General features: G+C 41.4%; 20 protein-coding genes. 16 read left to right on the forward strand and 4 right to left on the reverse strand.

Annotation, left to right across the window (positions count from 1 at the left end):
• The first annotated feature begins 1 nt into the window (after position 1).
• The 6 genes from BFS30_RS14360 to BFS30_RS14385 are packed head-to-tail and all read left to right on the forward strand — an operon-like array spanning position 2 to position 10,091.
• Positions 2 to 1,198 carry a hypothetical protein gene (locus tag BFS30_RS14360; RefSeq protein WP_069379915.1) on the forward strand — a complete coding sequence of 399 codons (1,197 nt, stop codon included), beginning with the start codon at positions 2 to 4 and terminating at the stop codon, positions 1,196 to 1,198.
• A gap of 30 nt (positions 1,199 to 1,228) precedes the next feature.
• A complete protein-coding gene (locus tag BFS30_RS14365) occupies positions 1,229 to 2,314 on the forward strand; it encodes a fasciclin domain-containing protein (RefSeq protein WP_069379916.1) in 1,086 nt (361 codons plus the stop codon).
• 20 nt (positions 2,315 to 2,334) lie between these two features.
• The gene (locus BFS30_RS14370) at positions 2,335 to 3,570 is read left to right on the forward strand and encodes a fasciclin domain-containing protein (protein WP_069379917.1); all 1,236 of its coding nucleotides are present in this window, start codon (positions 2,335 to 2,337) and stop codon (positions 3,568 to 3,570) included.
• Positions 3,571 to 3,605: 35 nt separating this feature from the next.
• A complete protein-coding gene (locus tag BFS30_RS14375) occupies positions 3,606 to 4,598 on the forward strand; it encodes a fasciclin domain-containing protein (RefSeq protein WP_069382447.1) in 993 nt (330 codons plus the stop codon).
• A gap of 21 nt (positions 4,599 to 4,619) precedes the next feature.
• Positions 4,620 to 7,871, forward strand: coding sequence for a TonB-dependent receptor (locus BFS30_RS14380; protein WP_069379918.1), 3,252 nt, complete (start codon positions 4,620 to 4,622; stop codon positions 7,869 to 7,871).
• 3 nt (positions 7,872 to 7,874) lie between these two features.
• The gene (locus tag BFS30_RS14385; RefSeq protein WP_083252055.1) at positions 7,875 to 10,091 is read left to right on the forward strand and encodes an IPT/TIG domain-containing protein; all 2,217 of its coding nucleotides are present in this window, start codon (positions 7,875 to 7,877) and stop codon (positions 10,089 to 10,091) included.
• Between the two features lie 140 nt (positions 10,092 to 10,231).
• Here BFS30_RS14385 and BFS30_RS14390 read toward each other — a convergent pair whose 3' ends face one another.
• Together BFS30_RS14390 and BFS30_RS14395 are read right to left on the reverse strand one after the other, a co-directional pair.
• The gene (locus tag BFS30_RS14390) at positions 10,232 to 10,717 is read right to left on the reverse strand and encodes an SRPBCC family protein (protein ID WP_069379920.1); all 486 of its coding nucleotides are present in this window, start codon (positions 10,715 to 10,717) and stop codon (positions 10,232 to 10,234) included.
• The gene (locus BFS30_RS14395) at positions 10,704 to 11,039 is read right to left on the reverse strand and encodes an ArsR/SmtB family transcription factor (RefSeq protein WP_069379921.1); all 336 of its coding nucleotides are present in this window, start codon (positions 11,037 to 11,039) and stop codon (positions 10,704 to 10,706) included. Before BFS30_RS14395 ends, BFS30_RS14390 begins: the two co-directional genes overlap by 14 nt.
• 399 nt (positions 11,040 to 11,438) lie before the next feature.
• On the opposite strand from BFS30_RS14395, the gene BFS30_RS14400 reads away from it, so the two are divergent.
• From BFS30_RS14400 to BFS30_RS14415, 4 genes are all read left to right on the forward strand, one after another.
• Positions 11,439 to 11,663, forward strand: a complete 225-nt coding sequence (locus BFS30_RS14400; RefSeq protein WP_069379922.1) for a hypothetical protein — start codon at positions 11,439 to 11,441, stop codon at positions 11,661 to 11,663.
• A gap of 67 nt (positions 11,664 to 11,730) precedes the next feature.
• Positions 11,731 to 12,303 (forward strand): hypothetical protein, encoded by a 573-nt coding sequence (locus tag BFS30_RS14405; protein WP_069379923.1) that lies wholly within the window; start codon positions 11,731 to 11,733, stop codon positions 12,301 to 12,303.
• A gap of 56 nt (positions 12,304 to 12,359) precedes the next feature.
• Positions 12,360 to 12,704, forward strand: a complete 345-nt coding sequence (locus BFS30_RS14410; protein WP_069379924.1) for a hypothetical protein — start codon at positions 12,360 to 12,362, stop codon at positions 12,702 to 12,704.
• Positions 12,705 to 12,744: 40 nt separating this feature from the next.
• A complete protein-coding gene (locus tag BFS30_RS14415) occupies positions 12,745 to 13,701 on the forward strand; it encodes a TIGR01212 family radical SAM protein (protein ID WP_069379925.1) in 957 nt (318 codons plus the stop codon).
• Here the strand turns inward: BFS30_RS14415 and BFS30_RS14420 are convergent.
• Complete coding sequence (locus BFS30_RS14420; RefSeq protein ID WP_069379926.1) at positions 13,680 to 14,159, reverse strand: SRPBCC family protein; 480 nt, start codon at positions 14,157 to 14,159, stop codon at positions 13,680 to 13,682. The two genes, BFS30_RS14415 and BFS30_RS14420, sit on opposite strands and share 22 nt — an antisense overlap.
• Positions 14,160 to 14,487: 328 nt before the next feature.
• On the opposite strand from BFS30_RS14420, the gene BFS30_RS14425 reads away from it, so the two are divergent.
• From BFS30_RS14425 to BFS30_RS14435, 3 genes are all read left to right on the forward strand, one after another.
• Positions 14,488 to 15,870 (forward strand): ammonium transporter, encoded by a 1,383-nt coding sequence (locus BFS30_RS14425; protein WP_069379927.1) that lies wholly within the window; start codon positions 14,488 to 14,490, stop codon positions 15,868 to 15,870.
• Positions 15,871 to 15,940: 70 nt separating this feature from the next.
• Complete coding sequence (locus BFS30_RS14430) at positions 15,941 to 16,966, forward strand: outer membrane beta-barrel protein (protein WP_069379928.1); 1,026 nt, start codon at positions 15,941 to 15,943, stop codon at positions 16,964 to 16,966.
• 86 nt (positions 16,967 to 17,052) lie between these two features.
• Complete coding sequence (locus tag BFS30_RS14435) at positions 17,053 to 17,643, forward strand: hypothetical protein (protein WP_237028583.1); 591 nt, start codon at positions 17,053 to 17,055, stop codon at positions 17,641 to 17,643.
• Here the strand turns inward: BFS30_RS14435 and BFS30_RS14440 are convergent, their stop codons facing one another.
• Positions 17,644 to 18,117, reverse strand: a complete 474-nt coding sequence (locus tag BFS30_RS14440) for a ribonuclease H-like YkuK family protein (RefSeq protein ID WP_069379929.1) — start codon at positions 18,115 to 18,117, stop codon at positions 17,644 to 17,646.
• A gap of 274 nt (positions 18,118 to 18,391) precedes the next feature.
• Between BFS30_RS14440 and BFS30_RS14445 the strand changes: the two genes are divergently transcribed.
• Genes BFS30_RS14445 through BFS30_RS14455 form a run of 3 tightly spaced genes read left to right on the forward strand, consistent with a single transcriptional unit; the run spans position 18,392 to position 20,231 of the window.
• Complete coding sequence (locus tag BFS30_RS14445; protein WP_069379930.1) at positions 18,392 to 18,610, forward strand: hypothetical protein; 219 nt, start codon at positions 18,392 to 18,394, stop codon at positions 18,608 to 18,610.
• Positions 18,611 to 18,626: 16 nt separating this feature from the next.
• Positions 18,627 to 19,934 carry a DEAD/DEAH box helicase gene (locus tag BFS30_RS14450; RefSeq protein WP_069379931.1) on the forward strand — a complete coding sequence of 436 codons (1,308 nt, stop codon included), beginning with the start codon at positions 18,627 to 18,629 and terminating at the stop codon, positions 19,932 to 19,934.
• Between the two features lie 48 nt (positions 19,935 to 19,982).
• Positions 19,983 to 20,231, forward strand: a complete 249-nt coding sequence (locus BFS30_RS14455) for a DUF1456 family protein (RefSeq protein WP_069379932.1) — start codon at positions 19,983 to 19,985, stop codon at positions 20,229 to 20,231.
• Positions 20,232 to 20,363 lie beyond the last annotated feature (132 nt).

A 20,363-nucleotide genomic window follows, 5' to 3' on the forward strand; every position in this document is an offset into this window, starting at 1 on the left:
TATGCCACAATTAAGATTACAAAATATATTGTTCTGTGCTGCGGTTCTGCTGCTTTTTGCCAGCGGATGCAGTAAAGTCGATTATGCGAAAATAGATGACCCCGCTTATTTAAGGGTTTTCAATAACCTGAATTATGTTGTCGGACTGGAGAATAAAGATGAAGAAGTCCCTTTCCTGACGATGTTGATTGATCCGGAAATGGATAAAGATGGAATACCGGTTAAGGCAGGCATTAAGGGCGATTTTCTCGATCAACGAGAACCTTATGCACCTCCGTATCCTTCCCATGTGGGCAGCAGTACTTCTTACAAAAATCCGGAGTATCCGGGAAAGGAAAATGTCCTTGTAGGTCCTGTGCTGAACGGTTTTGACCTGAGCAGCTGGGCACAGATCCCTTCCGGAAAACACCGGATTGTATTTATGTTCCGCCCGGTAAATAACGTGCCTTTCTTCAATCTGGAATCCCGCTTGAAGCAGAAAGTGCTGATTGATACCACCATTATGCTGGACTCAAAAGAGGTGTATACGCTCCATATCCTGCAGAAAAATTTCCTGACCAAGAAGAACGGAATCTACCTGAGAAAAGAAAATTTTCATAAGCTCCCTCTGTCGGATTCACTGGTTTACGTGAATTTCTATAACATGAGTGCGAAAGGGTTTCGGGAGTCTAATGACGACCTGAAAGAAGCGAATAGAAAATCAGGTTCATTGAGATATGGGATCAAGGACAACATGAACATTTTTCAATCGCTGTTCACCAGTGAGAAAACAATGTTGAGTCCGGTTTATTCCAGTACTTATAAATTCATGGGACAGCTGACAAGGAATTCTGAAGTCCTGGAAGTGAGTAAATACTATAGCTTTCCACTGTTCGCAGATCCTAACTCAGATGGGATATACACCAATATCTGGCAACGTTTTGACCTGATGGCGGTCGGTATGAATCCTGCAAATAATCCTTATGAACCATTTCTCATGAATACCGAAGGGAATTGGGCTCCGATCAACTGTATGCTGGATGGCAAATCGACACTGTTGGGAAATGACAATGCAGCGCAGTTGCCAAACATGATTGTAAACATCCATTCCGGAAAATATAATCCCCGCTCTTTTGCAACGGTAAATACGATAGAAATTGTAAACGGTGACGTTTACCTGACTACGATTCAGCGAAAATATGCCCCACCTATGTATTAACAATGCAGATCAGATTCTAAAAATATGCTAATGAACACTAGAAAATCAATAACACAGGCATTACTCCTGATCCCCGTATTCTTGCTGCTGGTTCTCCAGTCATGCAAGCACAATGATCTGGAAATTGAAAAGGAAAATGAAAATTTCAGGCTGGCGACAGATTTTATAAAGAACAATTATGACATGACCCTTTTTTACGCTGCTGTGGAAAAGGTCGGACTGGCAGATAAACTGAAAGAAAACGGACCCTTTACCTTATTGGTGCCCAATGATGCTGCCTTCCGGGAATTGGGCATTAACCGCCCCTCAGATTTTAGCAAAATGAACCAGGATAGTCTTAAAAGTCTTGTGGAAAGACACATTCTGAGCAGACGGCTATTGTTTAGCGATATGCCTCACAATGGTGTGGATGTACGTTATGCGACTTTGGCAGGGACAGAGGTGTATGCTTCCATGGCGGGATATGCTCCTGGAAATGCTGCTTTTGCAGCCAACGACCTTTATTTTGATGGCTCTCCAGTAACGCGCAAGGATGTAACCCTGGCGAATGGAACCCTGCACATGCTGAATAAAGTGATGAAATATACGCCTGCAATGACCATTCAGGCATGGTTGGCAGCCCGTCCGAAGTACAGCATTTTTGTAGCGGGTTTGAAGAAATTCGGATTCTGGGATCAGCTGGCCACAGCTGGGCCATTCACGGTATTTGCGCCAGACAATGAAGGCTTGGAAGCAAACGGGATTACTGAAGCTTCAATTGCTGAGATGGATGTACAGAAATATCATGGAACACGGTTATTTGGAAGTTATATCCTGCCCAAGACCCATTTCTTCCTTTCAGATTTTGAGGTGTTTAAAGTCAACAATGGCCAGGAGTTTCTGGCGAAAAAGATTGATAATGATACCTGGTTTTCATTTGTGTCTACAACGAAAGACTTTTTTACAAAAGTGGTTACAGGAGGTGTAAACCTGAGAACGGCACCTTCTTACCCCAATGTAATCTATGGAAGCGCAGGAGCGAGTGTTCCGGCCTTATCAGATCACCTGTTTGATAACGGAGTCTTGCATGAAGTAAAAGGAGTGTTGTTGCTGCCAGAACAAGCCTTAAAAAATTGATAAAATTAAAGACAAAACAGATGAAACCAATTCATATCCTTACTTTTTGCCTGCTGTTTCTTACACTGGCATCCTGTAGAAAAAAAGAGTTTATGCCCGAAGTAGAGGGGCTACCGGTTCCGCATCCGGAAATTACGGCCAGCCTGAAAGATGTCCTGAATACTTCTCCTTATACCATTTTCAAGGCCGCCTGGGAGCGGAGTAATATGGATAAGATCATGAAAGAAAAGGGAGATAAGGCGTATTATACGATGCTTGTGCCTACAAATGAGGCCTTTATTGCTGATGGACTAACCATGGAGAAAATCAATAGTACTGAGCCAGCTTTATTGGACAGCATTTTGCTTTACCATACGCTAACCGGAACTTTTAATCCTGAAGATGTAAAAGACAGAGTAGACAATTATCCGGGGAAATCCCTGTTGGAAAACCCCTATCTAAAGGTAAAAGCCCCCTTTTCGGGCTCAGCTTTAGCTGCTCCTTATTTTTACCTCCAATACCTGAAAGTAAGTGGTAATGAGCTTTTTGTAAATGGTAAAAAAGCCGGCTCTGCCGCTGCTGTTCTGGCAAAAAATGGCGTGCTTTTGCCGGTCAGCCGTGTTTTGCACAAACCAACAAAGACGATTTTACAGGTGCTCCAGGAGGATGGCCGCTTCGGAATGTACCTCGACCTGACTGCCCGTACAGACGCTTTATTTGCAGAACTGACTTACGGGAGTTTTCAACATGATTTTACAGCTGGTTTGAAGGTAAGCGAGATTGGAGATTATAACATTACTTTTCATTCCATTTTTGCCATCACTGATGATGCTTTCCGTAAGGCTGGCTACAATACGGTAGATGAAATGATGGAATTGAATAACCGGAATCCATTGCCTTATGTCGATTGGGATACCTATGCCGTAAAGGGCGGATTGGTAACCGATACTTTAGTTGGATATCACAGATGGGGAACCTTCTTTTCTCATGATGAACCAAACGTAGGCCGGGGTACTGCCAATGCCACTAATTTTTACTCCAATGATTTAAATAATACGGTCTTGGGGGATTATACGCTGGTTCTTGGAGGCTATCCAACACCCTTTCCTGCCTACAAAATGCCATTGGATTTCAATAACGAAGGTGGGGTCATTAAAGTAAAAGTAAAAGGATCAGATTACCCGGCAGCGAGTGTGATCGAGTCGGATATCAATACGATTATGGGGCCGGTTCATATCGTCGACCGATTGCTGCTGCCAAAGGGCTTCAAATTGTAATTCCCGCATATCACGAATGATTTAACATGAACGCAATGAATAACTTTAAATATATCCTGATGCCTGTACTCGCATTAAGTGTGAGTCTTTCTGCTTGCAAAAAAGAGGAAAAACAGTCGTCCGGAAAAGACAGCAACAAAATCAGCGCTGTAATTGCAGATAATTTTAACTTATCTGTATTCAGTACAGGACTTAATCGTAGCGGATTAAAAGCAAAGATGCAGGAAACAGGACCCTTTACGGTAATCGCTCCTTCGGATGATGCTTTTCTCAAGGCGGGCTTCGCAAATGCTGTGGCGATTCTTAGTGCAGAGCCTTCCCGGATTTCTGCAATTATGAACTATCATCTGTTAAACGGAACCTACGAATTGAATAAACTGCCCTTTCTGTTTAATCAGGAAATCCGTTCTGCAAACGGAGGAAAGCTATTTGTCACCCATTGGGTAAAAGGCCCGGATACAGTGCTTACTATTAACGGTTCCAGGGTCTTATCACAAAATATCCGTGCTACTAATGGATTGATTCAGGTGGTAGACCAGATGTTGGAACCCTATACACACGAACTGGTGACCGAGGCCATTGCTTCAGACAGGAGCCTGAGTTTGTTTTATCAGGCCATTCAACGGTCAGGTTTGATGACGGTACTCAATGGTAAAGGTTCTTTTACAGTATTCGCGCCTGAAAATGCAGCCATGGCTGCTTATGGGTTGTCCAGTCTGGCTGATATCAATGCCGCAGATCCTGCAACACTTGCTGCGTTAATGCGCTACCACATCATCACAGACCGTCGCTTTGTCTATGATTATATCCTGAGCACTAGTGCAAGTGGAAAAAGCGATCAGACGATGCTGGATGGGAATTCCATTCAGATTCAGCTCATTCCAAATGAGAATGTTCCGGGTGCTTTTACAGGAATTAGATTACAAGGAACGGGAAATACCGCATTTATTGCTGTAAAGAAACAGGATGTACTTACCGGAAACGGCGTGCTGCATACCATTACTGGTATGTTGAAGATCACCCAGTAATTAAAAATTAAGATTTCAGAGATGATTTTAAATAAGATACTCAAAAAAATAAGTGTATTCCTGATACTGATGCTACCCCTTGTGGCAACAGCTCAGGAAACCAGTGGTACCCTGAATGGAACGGTTTATGATGCCGGCGGACAAGTTTTGCCTGGCGCTTCGGTGATTGCTATTCATCAACCATCCGGTACTAAATATGCCACTTCTGCCGATGCCAAGGGGCGATATTATTTACCTAATCTTCGTATCGGCGGACCTTATTCCGTAGAAGCAGCGATGATCAGCATGAAAACGGACAAGAAAGAAGGCATTACCATTCGCCTGGGTGCCGCAATATTATTAAACTTTGCACTAACCGATCAGACGCAGCAACTGGGAGAAGTGGTGATTAAAGCTACCAAAAGAGGGCCTCAGGCCAGTACTTATGGAACAGGTAAAAATATCAGTGCCGATCAGGTGCGCAATATGCCGACGGTTTCCAGAAGCATTACCGACATTACCCGTCAGGTGCCACAGGCAAGTAAGGACAATAGTTTTGGCGGAACAAATTTCCGTTACAATAACGTCACGATCGATGGAGCTATCAATAACGATGCAATTGGCTTTAGTCCATCTTTAGGCGGACAGTCGGGAACTTCAGGTATGGCCGGAAGCTCTACCCGTACCAATCCGGTATCCCTCGATGCCATCGAAGACATGCAGGTCTATCTTGCTCCTTATGATGTGAAGATTGGAAACTTTACCGGCGGATCCGTAAATGCGGTGACCAGAAGCGGAACCAATACCCTCAGCGGATCTGCCTATGGTTTTGGCCGGAATGCCAGCTTAACCGGTAAGGATAGGGTAGGAACATTGGGTAAAATGAACAGTGATTTTTACGATTATCAGGCAGGTTTCCGTTTAGGTTTTCCCATCATTAAAAACAAGCTTTTCTTTTTTACCAATGAGGAATTTACCCGCAGGAGAGATCCTTTGCAACTGTTGGCCGGAAGAGCGGAAACGAGTCATATCCTAAGTGGGGAGGACGCAAAGGCGATCAGTGCCGCTAATTTCCTGGATGCAGGTACCGCAGGTGAATTTAATACCTATTCGAAATCTCGTAAGTTCTTCAACCGCCTGGATTGGAACATCAACGATAAACATCAATTGGCCATCAGGAACAATACCATCGTTTCTGAAGCCACGCATATGGACCGTGATCAACAGGATTTCCGGTTCAGCAGCATGGCCTTTCTACAGAAAAATAACCAAAGTTCTACCGTGGCTGAATTAAAAAGCAGGTTCAGTAATAACTTGTCAGGAAATTTACTGGCAGGTTATACGATGGTAAACGATTTCAGAGATCCATCGGCTGATCCAAGCCTGCCACAGGTGCAAATCGCCGGACGTACCCCAGGTACGACGATCTATTTAGGAACAGATCGTGAGGCCAGCATCTTTGATATGAAACAAAGAACACTGGAGCTGACCGCCAACCTGAACTGGAACCTTGGGAAACATACCTTCACCCTGGGTACCCATAACGAGTTTTATAACATCACCTATGGTTTTGTGAATGCATGGAATGGAAGGGTAGATTATTTAAGTATTGAGGATTACCTGAACAACAATCCATACCGCGTTCGTGGGGCTTATGACTACCAGAACAACAATAGAAATGACATCCTGGATCATCCGGGTGCAAAATTTAATGTCAACCTGTATAGTCTTTATTTCCAGGATGAGATCCGTGTTTCTGATAAGTTAAAAGTCATCCCCGGACTTAGGGCTGATATGGCGCACTTGCCGGAAATGCCGCAGCTGAGCGATAAAACGCGTACGGCTATGGATGATCCATTTTTCGGAAGTACCTATACATATACACCACTAAAAAGAATTACCAATAATTTCCTGAACAAAGTACAGCTCTCACCAAGAGTAGGATTCAGGTACGATTGGATGGGTGATCAGAGTCTGATCCTCAGAGGGGGAGCAGGTTTGTTCACCGGAAGGATTCCAATGGCATGGCTGGCTTATGCTTTTTACAATACCGGAGATAGTTATGGTGGTTTTGATCAGAAAGCAGATCAGAAACCTTTTGTCCCAGGTAGTAATCCATTAAAAGGAGGTCCAAATGGAATCGCAGATTTCATTCAGGAGAATGGTGCGGCGACCAATAACCGCAATAGCGGAAAAACTCAGATTGACCTGGTGGACAATGGGTTTGTAATGCCGCAAGTGTTAAGAACAAGTCTGGGGATTGATTATACTACGCCTACGCAATGGAAATTTGGCTTGGAGGCGATCTATACTAAAAACATTAAGGATGTGCTTTTTCAACAACTCAATGTGCAGGACAATCCTACTTATTATGGATATGATAAATCACGTCTACAACCGGTTTATAGCGGGACAGTAGATCAGCGCTTTTCTAATACTTACTTGTTAAGTAACACCAGTAAAGGATACCGTTACAGCCTTACCGGAAGTATCAGTAAAAATATTGCTGAGGTATTGCAGGCTTCGGTTGCTTATACCTACGGACAGTCTAAAGATTTGTCGAACGGTGTACGTAACTCTATGGAATCGAACTGGCAGTTGAACCAGTCGCTGGTACCTAATAATCCGGTATTGGCCAATAGTAATTTTGACATCAGACACCGTATTGTCAGCACCATCAGTTACAATAAAATATGGAACAAGGGTAAAACAAATGTTTCCTTGTTCTTCAGTGCACAATCGGGAAGTCCGTTTACTTATGGTATTGTAAATAATAGCATTCAGGGTTTGCCACAACAGGTGAGTCTGGCATACATCCCGAATAGAGAAGAAAGTATCCGCTATTTTCAGGACCGCAATACAGGCGGACAACTGGTTACTGCTCAGCAACAAGCCGAAGCATTTAATGCTTATGTGGATGGAGATGAATACCTGAGCAGCAGAAGAGGGCAGTTTACCGAAAGAAATAAAGGGCGTACGCCATGGAACCTGCAGGCCGATTTACACCTTTCCCATGATTTGTTTGTTTCAGGAGATAAGAAACAATTCATCACCCTGACTGCAGATGTGATGAATCTGACCAATCTGATCAGTAAAAGTTGGGGCATTCAATATTTCTCACCCAATACCTTTAACTCTACTTCCAGTGTGGGATTAACTCCGGTATTGTTTCCGCCACAACAAAATGCAGGTGGATATCCTTCTTTCCAGTTTAATGCGCCGGGTAAACCTTATAGCGTGGATTATTATGGTTCAAGAAGTCAGGTGCAATTTGGTTTAAGATATACTTTTTAAGCAATGAAGATGAATCTACATGTAAAGAATATGATGAAAAATGGATTGTTCGGTTTCGGCCTGGTCTTGCTGATGCTGGCTGCCTGTAAAAAGGACAAAACGGAAATGATTAAAGAGCCGTTAAAGCTGACGGACTATTATCCCAACAGTGGAAATCAAGGAACACTGGTGACCGTAGAGGGAACCGGTTTCAGTAATAATCCTTCGGATATTTCCGCTACATTCTCAGGTACACCTGCGGATGTGGTGAGCGCAACGGCTACGGCTGTGGTGCTGAGAGCACCGCAAAAAGGAAGTACGGGAGAGATCGTGATGAAAGTATCGGGAGAGACGCTGAATATTGGCCGTTATACTTATCAGGAATTAAGTGTGCAGCGGATTAGTCCCTCAAATGGTGCTGCCGGTGCACACATCCGGATTTCAGGTGCTGGTTTTAGCAGCTTAAAAGGTCCTGCTGAAGTGTTTATCAACGGGAAAGCGAGTGTTGTGGTGAGTGCCTCAGATACGCTTTTAGTGGTGGAGGTTCCTGAAGCAGTAGGTACCGGACCGGTGAAAGTGAAAGTAGATGGGAAGGAATCCATGGGGCAGACTTTTAAATACCAGGCGATTGCAGGCATTAGCCCATTAACCGGGGGGAAAGGTACCCAGGTGAGGATTACCGGAGAGGGATTTGAAGAACTTGCGGAGGGTAATTATGTAGACTTTAATGGTAAACCTGCATTGGTGAAAGAAGCTAGTGGAACATCGCTCTTGGTAGTTGCTCCCGCGGAAGTAGGTACGGGGCCATTGTCGATAACGATCAATAAACAAAAAGTTACCGGACCCGTCTTCACTGTCGTTCCTCCACCAGTGATCGAGACCGTTTCTCCCCTGAGCGGTCCCGGAGGTTCGGTGATGACCATTGTCGGAAATACTTTCAGTACAATTCTGGAAGAGAATAAAGTAAGCATTAACGGAAAAGTTATTCCGGTAACTACTGCTTCAGCAACAAAGCTGACTTTAACACTTCCCGGAAATACCGGAAACGGAAAAGTAGTGTTAAGTGTAAATGATCAGGTGGTGCAGGGACCGGAATTTAAAGATCAGTCGCTGGGAATTAATAAGCTGAGTCCTGAAAACGGCCTTGCCGGAACTCAGGTGACCATTACGGGAACAGGATTTAATGCCAATGCGGCTCAGAATACCGTGACTTTTAATGGATTGCCGGCAGCAATACTCAGTGCTACGGAAAGCACCATTGTGGTAAAGGCGCCTATCGGTTTAAGCACAGGCATTGTAAAAGTAATAAATAATGGCGCTGAAGCCATCTCGCCGGTTGTCTTTAGCAGAGCAGGAGTGCTGACCATAGCGGGAGGTCCTGGAAACACGGATCTGGATATTTCTGCTTTCCGGACTGGTAGTTTGGCAATAGACAGGCAGGGCAATATTTTTGTACTGGAAGTCGAGCGCAGCAGGATAAAGAAAATTAGCCCTGAGGGTGTGGTGACCTTGTTTGCGGGAAGCCCTACGGGACAACGTGGCAATAAGAACGGAAAGGGTGCCGAAGCTTTATTTAATTTTGCTGCAGATCCCGGGATGGACATTGACGCTAACGGCAACCTTTACATCAGCGATGGTGGTAACCTGAGCATTAGAAAAGTTAGTCCGCAGGGCGAGGTTAGCAATTTTGCAATAGGTTTTGGAAACATCAATAAACTGGCATTTGATGGTCGTGGTATATTGTATGTTCTCGGATCTTTTAACGGAGCATGGAGAATTAATCCTGAAGGATTGAGAAGCACAATTAACATCACTTCCATGTCTGATGTATGTCGTCCTGTAGTTGTCGACAATATTATCTATAAGTTGAACAATGAGAATTTTTATATTGATACTTATAATTTAACGACTAACCAGAACATGACTTCCGTTATTGGTGGAAATTATGGACATACGGACGGAATTGGCAGGGCTGCAGCTTTTGCCAGCATCAATGGCATGGCTGCTGATAACGATGGAAACATCATCATTGCGGATGCAGGCAATACCGCTATCCGAAAGCTGAACCCGAAAACGAAAGAAGTAACTACACTTGCCAAATTTACAAGAGGAGGGGCGGTAGATGGTAGCTTAAATGAGGCTAAAGCGGGTAGTATCGGTGATGTGATCGTAGATAAAGCTGGAAATATCTATTTTATAGACAGTAGTAATAATGCGGTGAGAAAAATTTTTCTTAAATAAATAATACGTTAAATTTTCCTTGTACCGGGCCTGGCGAAAGCCAGCCCGGTTTTTTTTGCAGATAGTGCTAATGATATCATAACGTATCGGAGACCGATACCTGATTGGAAATGGAGAAAAGAAGACTCCTGTCTTTGGGGCTAAGTGCTGAAAATAGCATTTAGTTTGTTAAACATTTTGATCCAGCTTTGGTAAGCTCCACTTTGTTTGGCTGCGGCTTCAGCGACTGTTTGGTGTACAGAAACTGTCGTTTGATTTCCAATAGGTTTAAAAGTAACAGTAGTCTGGATCTCTTCCGGCCAGTCTTCTGCTTTTCCTGCTTCTACGGAGCGCAGCGTTTGTCCTTGTTCATTTGTTAGGATCATGGAAAAAACTAATCTTTCTGGAGCAACAACTTCCTGATAAGTACCCATAATCCAGCATTCTCCGTGAATGGGGTCGTGAATACAGGAATGGAAACTCCCGCCTTCTTTTACAGTGATGGATTTAAATTCAATGGTACAACCATCAGGAGCGTACCAATGTTTCAATTGCTCAGGATCTGTCCATGCTTTGAACACCAATTCGGGAGAAGCGTTAAAAAGATGATTGATGAGCAGTTCTTTTTCTTTCTTATTTTGTTTCATGGTCTTTGGTTTTGATTTCATTTAAGTAATTATCCAGTTTTTCGAACTTGTTAATCCACTGTTTTCTGGATTGTTCTACCCAGTCGGATACTTCATTCAATTTGTCAAGCTGGGCTTCGCAATAGCGTTCCCTTCCTCTTTGTGTGATCACTACCAGCCCACATTCTGTAAGGATCTGTATGTGTTTGGAAATGGCCTGCCGGCTACTGTTAAAGGTCTCGGCGATGGCATTCAGGTTCATTGCTCCCTGAGCAATCTTTTCAATGATTTCTCTGCGGGTTGGATCTGCTATGGCCTGAAATACGTCTCTTCTTATTTTCATATGCAACTAAATGATTGCAAATATAAGTGCAATCATTTAGTTGCGCAAATTTTTATGAAAATAATTAAAAACCGGGATTGGTCCTGGTTGATAGTTATTGATCATTTTGCTGAAAGTGCTGTTGAAATGAAAAGTTTTTACCTTTTTTTTTGAAAATGAAAGGAATTCTATAATTAAGTCTGTTTTTAAAGGTTATTTCCCTTTCCTGCTTAAAAATGTGTGAAAATAACTTCTAAAAAAGCAATAAAAATGTGAAACTTTAATTGATGGTTTAGAATTGAGCGTGTATATTTACATTTGCGTAGTAATTATTAATAAACTTTCAATATAGTTGAGAGGGTTCCTTAATGTGTTACGCTTGATAACACAAATGAAATGTTGTTTGTTGACCACTGACAAATGAAGAAATTACATATAAAAGGCCGCAGGGAAAATTATCACGTCTATCAACTGACGGAAGGGGTGGATTTATTTAAAGTTGAGGTGAACGAATCCGTTTATGAGATCTTCAAATCCAGATCCGGAGAATGGAGGCTTTTATATCACTCTCCCAACTCCGGGGAAATACGGCTAAAGTCATTAGGGTCTCTGGTGGATGCTGAAATGTCAAAGACTGTCCGATAAATTTACTTTGGAAATCTTTAATTTATTGCAAATAGGTTGCAATCGTGTTTCGTATCTTTGTGAAAAAATGAAAAGAAAAGGGAGCATGAAGCGGATGAGTAAATTGCTGTTAATTTTTTCGGTATTGATGCTTACTGGGATCTGCTGTTTTGGGCAAGAGGGGCTGGACTGTGAAAAGATCCTGGATCGGGAGCCTTATTTTGTAAGACATAAATCCGGAGAAAAGGACCTGGCCTTAAAACGTGACATTGAGATTTTAAAACGTTGTGGCAATTTTGATCCGGTAGATAGTGCTTTCCTGAAAGGGGCGATGTTAGGGACGTTGATGTTACAGGAAGTGAGGGCTGGAAAACCGGCAACTTACCGGACTATTGTGAACTTTTTCCGTGATTTCAGAAAAACACCTGAGTATAAGGATTTTTCTTACGGGTTGTCTATGTACAGAAAGCTGGGAGGGAAAAAGGTGAATCTGAAAGATTGGGAAATGGATAAAGAATTGTTTGTTAGGATGGGCTTTACAGTCAATGATCTGGAGGATTTTAAAAATTTTATCGCTCAGCCTGATCACTCGGAGCTAACTTATATGCAGGCTTTCTCTCAGTATATGAGTGAGATAGAAGCGATGAGGGTTGATAAGTAAAGCAATATAAACTTATTTTTTTCTTTTACTAAGAATACTAGTAATATTGCGCTGTTATGGATGTGCAAGAATTTGTAGAAATTGATCAGCAGCATTTTAATAAAAGTATGGCGAATTGGGTAAGGGGGAACCGTCATATTATGCGTGCAATACCCGATTATAACCGGTTTATCGTCATGAATGGTCCGACTTTACGGATCAATTTAAATTATTTTTCCCTTCAGTATCAGTATAAATTTATCGATCATAATTTTGAGCATTATTGTGAGAAATTTATTGATCGGCTTAATGAACCTGTTTCTATTTATCTGCATAAGAATGGATTTGCAGGGTATGAGGTTACTTTCATTTTTCTTTTAAATGGGAAAAGCTACGAGAAGTTTATTACCTATAAAGTGTAACAAAAATAAAAGCCGTACTTTTGTGAAAAAATAAAAGCAATTGGGAACTCTACTGGACTTAGGTATAAAAGGATATAAGAATTACGGAACGCACTTGAAAGAGAAGTATAAGGGGCAGCGTGTATTCAAAGTAATTGTTGACGGTGGTTTCACTTGTCCTAATCGTGATGGCAGTAAAGGCTATGGCGGTTGTACCTATTGTAATGTAGATTCCTTCACTCCGGAACTTTCCCGGAAACTTCCTACAATCCGTGAACAGCTGGAGCAGGGGATGGAAAGAGGAAAAGGTTTTTATAAAGCGGATAAATTCATTGTTTATTTTCAACCAAACACCAATACTTATGCACCGGTTCATTATTTAAAGATGATGTATGATGAGGCACTTTCCATTAATACAGAAGATGTAGTCGGATTCTCTGTTGGCACACGTCCGGATTGTATTGATGCAGAAAAAGTGGCTTTACTGGAAAGTTATGCAGATCGTTTTGATGTGGATCTGGAAATGGGAATGGAATCTATCTACGATGAAACTTTGAACCAGATTAACCGTGGCTGTAGTCACGGTGAATTTGTTGAGGCAGTGAAATTACTGGAAAACTCGAAGCTGGACTTATGCGTCCACACTATTTTTGGTTTTCCATGGGAAACAGAAGAGATGATGCTGGGCTATATTCATGAGATCAATAGATTTCCCCAGATTAAATTTGTGAAATTCCACCACCTTCATATTGTAGAAGGGTCTATTATGGGGGTAAAATATAAAAAAGAACCTTTCAAATTATTCTCTTTAGAGGAGTATACCGATTTGCTTTGTAAGCTGATCCCTTTGCTACGACCTGATATTGTGATTCAGCGTTTGTTTGGTATCTCTGATTGGGACTTACTGATTGCGCCAAATTGGGGATTAAACAAATCTGCGATCCAGACTTATATTGATAAAGAGATTGAACGCAGGGGAGTGGTGCAAGGATCCGCTTATGTTCCGGTAGAAGGATAAATCCCAAATAAACTGTTTACTTTTTCTTTTCTATAGCTGAAGATCTTCCGGATCTTATCTGCTACAAAAATAGCGTTGGCCATCCGTCCAAATATGCCCATGGGTAAACCATAGGTCAGAATATCCGTCATTTCGACGCCGGCTTCAACCGCTTTGAAGTGATGCTGATGATGCCAGAACTGATATGGACCAAAACGTTGCTCATCAATAAAATATTCCTGTGGTACTACCTGGGTAATTTCTGTCATCCAGTTGAATCGAATACCGGGTATTGGAGATACTTTATAAGTAATAATCATTCCCGGATACATCGTTTTAAGTTGTGGGGCAGAAGTAATTTCGAAAGCCATATCGTCCGGCGTGATCTGTGCCAGATTCATCGGAGATGAGAAGAAATCCCATGCTTCAGAGAGAGAAATAGGGAGTTGCTGACTAAAATGTAATTGATATGATTTCATTGCTTATAAATATACGGGAATTTGAGGAATCAGTTTTTTTATCTACTTGTTTTCGTGTTTTCGTAATTTTTATCTCTTTTTTAGTTTTTAGTCTGTAATTTTTAGGATATCCTATATTATATCTGGTGTTTTGCTGTGATTTTATCATTTTGTTAGAAAAATTGGTCATTTTGTTTTGTGTTTTTTATTATTTTGATGATTTTATTGATGATTATGTATTCATTTTGTGATTTTATTTTGTAAAAACTTCATTATAAAAGGAATATTTTCTAGATTTATAAAAAATAACCGATGTAAATCAATTATAAACTAGTAAAATCTAATAATTATGGCCAAAATTTTATTAAAACAGGTGGGTCCTTTTGTAGTTTTATCAATAATTGCAATTTTAGCCCTTTTTACTCCCTTACTTCCGAACTTTGATGAGGGAAAATACAATGCATCCGACATTGCATTCATACTTGTTGCCACGGCACTTGTCTTTTTGATGACTCCGGGCCTTGCATTCTTCTATGGAGGTATGGTTCATCGTAAAAATGTAATCTCTACAATGATTAAAAGCGTAGTTGCTGCAGGAGTAATCAGCGTATTATGGGTAACTGTAAGTTTTAGCCTGGCCTTTGGGGAGAGTATTAATGGGCTGATCGGTAATCCTTTAACTTATATGTTCTTTCATGGGGTGAATTCCGGGCCTGCATGGAGCCTGGCGCCAACAATTCCTTTAACTTTATTTGCCTTATTTCAATTGATGTTTGCCATCATTACTCCAGGACTTGTGGTAGGAGCCGTTGCGGAACGTATCCGTTTCACTTCCTATATCTTATTTATCGTTTTGTTCGCCCTTTTCGTTTATTCTCCATTGGCACATTGGACCTGGCACCCTGATGGTATCCTGTTTAAAATGGGGGTGCTTGATTTTGCTGGTGGTACGGTTGTACATATTTCTGCCGGCATGGCTGCTTTGGCAGGTGCATTGGTATTGAAAAGAAGAAGAAGTCACCAGGAACACCAGGAGATTCCTCCTGCCAATATTCCGTATGTACTGATTGGTACAGGTTTGCTGTGGTTTGGTTGGTTCGGTTTTAATGCCGGTTCTGCTTTAGGTGCGAATAGCCTTGCCGTATCTGCTTTTGCGACAACTAATATTGCTGCTGGGGCAGCTGGTTTGTCCTGGATGTTTTTTGATGTAGCCAGAGGTAAAAAACCTTCAGTACTTGGTTTTTGTATAGGTGCGGTAGTAGGTCTGGTTGCAATTACTCCGGGGGCAGGTTTTGTGAGTATTCCTTCCAGCATCTTTATTGGGGTAGCTGCAGCAGTGATCTCTAATCTTGCAGTGGCATGGAAATCAAAAACAAGTCTGGATGATACTTTAGATGTATTCCCATGTCATGGGGTAGGTGGTATCGTAGGAATGTTGCTTACTGGTGTATTCGCCACTAAAACAGTGAATTCTGCAGGTGTCGATGGTTTGTTATATGGCAATCCGGCTTTCTTCTTTACCCAGTTGAAAGGAGTGTTAATCGTAATTGTATTCAGCTTTGTTGTTTCCTTTGTGATTTTCAAATTCATCAACCTGATTCAGCCAATTCGTGTGAGCTCTGAAGAGGAAGAAGAGGGATTAGATGCAAGTCAGCACAATGAAAAATATTTTCAGGGTACTTTGATTGTAGCTTCTACAGGAATGGAAATTGAACAAGAGCCAACCACTTAATATCCCTTTATAAATCCTGACCAGATTTATTCGAGCCCGCAACCTAAAATCAACCTAAACCGACCAAACTATGAAACTAAAATCAATACTCACTAGTTTATCTATATCTTTTGCCTCATTTTCCTATGCCCAGGAAGCTGCGCCTTTGCAAATCTCTGGTTCTGTGGATACCTATTATAAATATGATTTTGCTAAAGTGCCGAATATCGGAACCAGCTTTGCAAATGATCAGAATTCCATCTCTTTAGGGATGATTGATCTGGCCCTGAAAAAAACTACAGGAAAAGCTTCATTTGTGGGAGAATTGTCCTTTGGGCCACGAGGTCAGTATGGATCATTGTTAAATGGAGATGGAACGGACGACAATTCCTTTCATATTCAGAATTTGTATGCTTCTTATGCTTTTACCGATAAGTTTACGATGACCGCCGGATATATGGGTACGTTTATCGGTTATGAGGTGATTTCTCCAACAGGAAATTATAATTACTCCACTTCTTATTTGTTTACCAATGGACCATTTCAAAATGCAGGAATTAAGGGAGCTTATGCCTTTTCCAGTAAGGTGAGTTTAATGGTGGGCTTGTTTAATGACTGGAATGTATATAAAGACCTGAATGGGGTGTCTCATGTCGGTGCCCAGCTTACGGTGAGCCCTGTAGAGGGATGGACCGCTTATCTGAATGTGTTGTCGGGCAAATCGGCGGGTGCAGTGGGAACCGGAACAATTCTGGATCTGACAACTTCCTATCAGGTGACGGAAAAAGTGAAGCTGGGATTGAATGCCGCTGACTATTCGGTCACCAATGATGGTGGCGGTTACAGCGGAGCGGCTCTGTATGTGCAAAATGCTTTCACTACTGCCTTTTCTCTCGGCCTGAGGGGTGAATATTTCAATTGGAAAGGAGTTGCTGGGGAGTCAGATGAGCATGTTGCTGCGTTGACGCTTTCAGGAAATGTAAAGGCAGGAGGACTGACTTTTATCCCTGAGGTAAGGCTGGATAACGGCTCCTCTTCAGATATGTTTAAGAAAAAGAACCTAAATCCATCGAAAAATGCGTCTCAATTCGCATTGGCGGTGGTATATGCCTTTTAGTCTCTATTAAACTACCCTGGAAGGTTGTTCTGAACGTGTGTGCTATAAGAAAACGTTTTGAGCAACCTTCCTTAATTCATGCTATTATGATGAAAAGAATCTTTGTTTTTGCGCTATTGTGTGGTATGACTGCAGTCGGATTGGCTCAGGATAAAGCTTTGCCACTTGATGAACGGGGGAAGTTGATCTATTATGAGGTAGTGGAGAAGAAAGAAGTTGATCTGGCTACTTTGAAGGAGCGGGCCAGATTGTTTTTTGATAAGGCCAAAGAGCTGACAGTGGAGGTGCAGGAAGTGGATTCTCTATGGTACGCTAAAGGTAAATTGTTGATCAATAAAACGGCTTTTGTACTTAGCAGACCGTCTGGCGAGGTGTTATACCGTCTGTATGTAGATTTTAAGCCTGGTAAATACCGGTTTTGGTTGACCGATTTTAGTTTTATCCCTTATCAACGGGATCGTTATGGTAATTTTGTTCCTTCTACTACAATTGGAATTCCATTGGAGCGTAAGCAGGGAAAATTAAATGCAGGAGAATGGGAGAGTTATGTAAAAGCAACAGCCAGAGAGGCTAAACTTTTTGCAGAGCGTTTTAAGCAGTCGATGTCAGAGCAGCCAATAAATCCCCCTACAGCCAAAGCTGTTCCTGCAGTTGCTACAAAAAATCAAAAATGGTAACTAGTGTACCATTTTATCTGCACAGGTAGAACTGGCAAAAGCCTCTGGTTTTGCCTTAAAAATAAAGCCCATGCTTAAAATGTAACCCATAGCTTCGTTTAATGCTTTGTTAGACTTAAACATTGGGTTGGTGTTGATGTCAGCATGAACTTCCAGGTCTACATCGTACAGGTCCAGGAGGTCACATACCGAGTAAGCTGTCTCAATGGATTTCTGTACTTCTACCAACATTCTTTCTTTAATGCTCATCTTTTGAAGGGTCTTTTCCTGATGGATGTACATAAAGCCTCCATGATGTTCTCTTAATAAAACAATTACGGTGGCAAAATCAGTTAAAGCGCCCTTTACCTGAGAGTCTGTACCGATACAGACCTTGAGACGGAACCCTTTTTCGGTTTCCCTGATGATGGCTTGTTCTACTTCTTCTAAGATTGACGAGTGGATCACTTCGCCGCTAAATTTCTTCCAGGTCATACGTTATTGGTGTTATGGTGAACAACCCGTATTCAGGTTTCCTAAAAATAAGCTGATTAAATTAAAAACCGGTTAATTTTTTATTGTTTAATTGCTAACAAATCCTTAATTTTCAACAGCTTGAGTTTATTTATGCTACGGATTTAAGATGGGAGGCCCCTTTTTAGCTCAACAAAAAAATAAAACCCTTGCGGACTGCATTTGTTATACTAATGGCTTTTGAATTTTCGTTCAATTATTTAAGGACCAATTTATTAACCTAAAGATAAGCATTATGAAGAGTGAATTGATTAACGAATTTTATTTACTTCAGCAAAGCAGAGCTCCTTACGACTACCAGGAGCTGTTAGATGAGCAGGTATACATGCCGATCAAAAAGGCAAACCGCAAGATGACCACCTGGATTTCTAAACGTGGAAGTATGCTGATGAACCTGGATGCGAAATTAAATAGTTCTATGAAGCACTTGAGGAAGAAGTATTTGAAATTTTAAGCCTTATCTTTGTGCCATTATGGTAGAAAAGATACTGGAGAAATTAAAAATTACTTCTTTGAACGAGATGCAGCAGGCATCACTTGCGGCTGCCGGGAAGGGGAGTGACGTTGTTTTATTGGCACCCACAGGTTCCGGAAAGACATTAGGTTTTTTATTTCCTCTATTCAAAAACCTGGATGTAAATGTAAAAGGGGTTCAGGCCCTGATTCTTGTTCCTTCACGTGAGCTTGCTTTACAGATTGAACAGGTATTTAAACAAATGGGGACCGGATTTAAGGTAAACTGTTGTTATGGCGGACATCCGGTACGGACAGAAAGAAATAATTTTGAACAGCCACCAGCGGTGTTAATTGGCACTCCGGGGAGAATAGCTTATCATTTGCGCCATGAAAATTTTGACGAATCTCCGATTAGTACCCTGGTACTGGACGAGTTTGATAAAGCACTGGAATTTGGTTTCCAGGAAGATATGTCCTATATCATTTCCAAATTACTTTCTTTAAAACAAAGGATACTGACTTCTGCTACTGCAATGGAAGAGATTCCGGATTTTACAGGAGTAAAGAAAGCGGTGGAGATTGATTTTTTAAAAGATGTTAAAGTTGCACCTGATCTGAAGCTGAAAAAGGTCTTGACTTCAGCCGAAGATAAACTCGATACCTTATTTCAGTTGATTTGTAAAATAGGCAACAAAACCACATTAATCTTTTGTAATCATAGAGAAACGGTAGACCGGATCAGTGATTTGCTGATTGATAAAGATTTGGCGCATGATATTTTTCATGGTGGAATGGAGCAGGATGAGCGGGAACGCGCATTGTTGAAATTCAGAAATGGAAGTATCAGAATTCTGATTACAACAGACCTCGCTTCCCGTGGACTGGATATTCCTGAGGTAGAATACATCATTCACTATCAGTTGCCTTATACGGAGGATGCATTCTTACACCGTAATGGACGTACCGCCCGTATGAATGCAAAAGGAACGGCTTATCTGGTTATTGCAGATGATGAGAAATACCCTTTTTTAAAGGGGGATCTTGAAACTGAAAACCTGAAAGGAAATTATGCCTTACCTAAAGATAGCCAATGGCAGACCCTGTATATTGCTGCAGGCAAAAAAGATAAGGTCAACAAGATTGATATTGTAGGCTTGTTGCTGAAAAAAGGTGGGTTGCAGAAAGAAGATGTGGGACTGATCGAGGTTAAGGATCAGGCATCATATGTAGCTGTGAAGCGAAATATGGTGGGAAGAGTACTACACGCTTTAACCCATGAGAAAATCAAAAATAAAAAGGTGAAAATTGAAATCGCAATGTAATTGCTTTATCCGAAGCCGATCTAAATACCATACAAAAAGTTCAAAAAAATGAGCAATAACGATATTTTTAAGAAATTGCGTGTAGCGCTGGAGCTGACCAATGATGACATTATTAAAATTATGGAGCTGGTGAACTTCAAAATTACTAAAAGCGAACTTGGTTCGTTTTTCAGGAGTGATGACCATCCAAATTTTAAAGCTTGCGGAGATCAGATTTTAAGAAATTTTCTAAATGGCCTGGTGATTTATAAGCGAGGACCACGACCTCCAAAAACAGTAGATGAGCCAAAAGGTTAAGCTTTTTTTTAATTCCTAAAAACAGGTTAGAAAATAATTTATTTTCTAACCTGTTTTTTTTTGATGTAATTTTAAATGGCGCTTTTGAGCATTAATTTGAAGCTTTTTTGTGTAATTTGCTGATATTTAATG

The organism is Pedobacter steynii, assembly GCF_001721645.1.
GTDB classification, from domain to species: Bacteria; Bacteroidota; Bacteroidia; order Sphingobacteriales; family Sphingobacteriaceae; genus Pedobacter; species Pedobacter steynii_A.

Bases quoted from the DNA above. Each gene is read 5' to 3' on its own strand.
- BFS30_RS14360 (WP_069379915.1), top strand. From the start codon at position 2: ATGCCACAATTAAGATTACAAAATATATTGTTCTGTGCTGCGGTTCTG.
- BFS30_RS14365 (WP_069379916.1), top strand. From the start codon at position 1,229: ATGAACACTAGAAAATCAATAACACAGGCATTACTCCTGATCCCCGTA.
- BFS30_RS14370 (WP_069379917.1), top strand. From the start codon at position 2,335: ATGAAACCAATTCATATCCTTACTTTTTGCCTGCTGTTTCTTACACTG.
- BFS30_RS14375 (WP_069382447.1), top strand. From the start codon at position 3,606: ATGAATAACTTTAAATATATCCTGATGCCTGTACTCGCATTAAGTGTG.
- BFS30_RS14380 (WP_069379918.1), top strand. From the start codon at position 4,620: ATGATTTTAAATAAGATACTCAAAAAAATAAGTGTATTCCTGATACTG.
- BFS30_RS14385 (WP_083252055.1), top strand. From the start codon at position 7,875: ATGAAGATGAATCTACATGTAAAGAATATGATGAAAAATGGATTGTTC.
- BFS30_RS14390 (WP_069379920.1), bottom strand. From the start codon at position 10,717: ATGAAACAAAATAAGAAAGAAAAAGAACTGCTCATCAATCATCTTTTT.
- BFS30_RS14395 (WP_069379921.1), bottom strand. From the start codon at position 11,039: ATGAAAATAAGAAGAGACGTATTTCAGGCCATAGCAGATCCAACCCGC.
- BFS30_RS14400 (WP_069379922.1), top strand. From the start codon at position 11,439: ATGAAGAAATTACATATAAAAGGCCGCAGGGAAAATTATCACGTCTAT.
- BFS30_RS14405 (WP_069379923.1), top strand. From the start codon at position 11,731: ATGAAAAGAAAAGGGAGCATGAAGCGGATGAGTAAATTGCTGTTAATT.
- BFS30_RS14410 (WP_069379924.1), top strand. From the start codon at position 12,360: ATGGATGTGCAAGAATTTGTAGAAATTGATCAGCAGCATTTTAATAAA.
- BFS30_RS14420 (WP_069379926.1), bottom strand. From the start codon at position 14,159: ATGAAATCATATCAATTACATTTTAGTCAGCAACTCCCTATTTCTCTC.
- BFS30_RS14425 (WP_069379927.1), top strand. From the start codon at position 14,488: ATGGCCAAAATTTTATTAAAACAGGTGGGTCCTTTTGTAGTTTTATCA.
- BFS30_RS14430 (WP_069379928.1), top strand. From the start codon at position 15,941: ATGAAACTAAAATCAATACTCACTAGTTTATCTATATCTTTTGCCTCA.
- BFS30_RS14435 (WP_237028583.1), top strand. From the start codon at position 17,053: ATGATGAAAAGAATCTTTGTTTTTGCGCTATTGTGTGGTATGACTGCA.
- BFS30_RS14440 (WP_069379929.1), bottom strand. From the start codon at position 18,117: ATGACCTGGAAGAAATTTAGCGGCGAAGTGATCCACTCGTCAATCTTA.
- BFS30_RS14445 (WP_069379930.1), top strand. From the start codon at position 18,392: ATGAAGAGTGAATTGATTAACGAATTTTATTTACTTCAGCAAAGCAGA.
- BFS30_RS14455 (WP_069379932.1), top strand. From the start codon at position 19,983: ATGAGCAATAACGATATTTTTAAGAAATTGCGTGTAGCGCTGGAGCTG.